This window comes from Cognatundibacterium luofuense, assembly GCF_018139685.1.
Taxonomy (GTDB): domain Bacteria; phylum Pseudomonadota; class Gammaproteobacteria; order Burkholderiales; family Burkholderiaceae_D; genus Undibacterium; species Undibacterium luofuense.
On the sequence record NZ_JAGSPN010000704.1, the window covers coordinates 1 to 255 of the forward strand.

General features: G+C 55.3%; 1 protein-coding gene. It reads left to right on the plus strand.

Translation table 11 applies throughout. From position 1 onward, the window contains the following. The first annotated feature begins 14 nt into the window (after positions 1 to 14). A complete protein-coding gene (locus KDM89_RS22270; protein ID WP_329604738.1) occupies positions 15 to 131 on the plus strand; it encodes an acyloxyacyl hydrolase in 117 nt (38 codons plus the stop codon). Positions 132 to 255: the final 124 nt, after the last annotated feature.

The window sequence follows — 255 nt, forward strand, 5'->3', positions numbered from 1 at the left end:
TCGGTGTCGGCTATGTGTTCGACAACGGGCTGGACGTTGGCCTGAAGGTGCAGCATTTCTCGAACGGCGCCATCAAACGCCCTAATCCCGGCGCCAATGTTGCGGTCATCCGGGTTGCGTATCCGTTTTGACGGGTAGTCTGTGCAGATATCTGCATTCGCTGTTTTCGGAGAGCCAGAATTTCTGCCGTGGAGCGGGGAGCTGGTGTGCTGAACACCGCATTTTGCCTGTTTTCTGATCTGCAAAGCACAAACC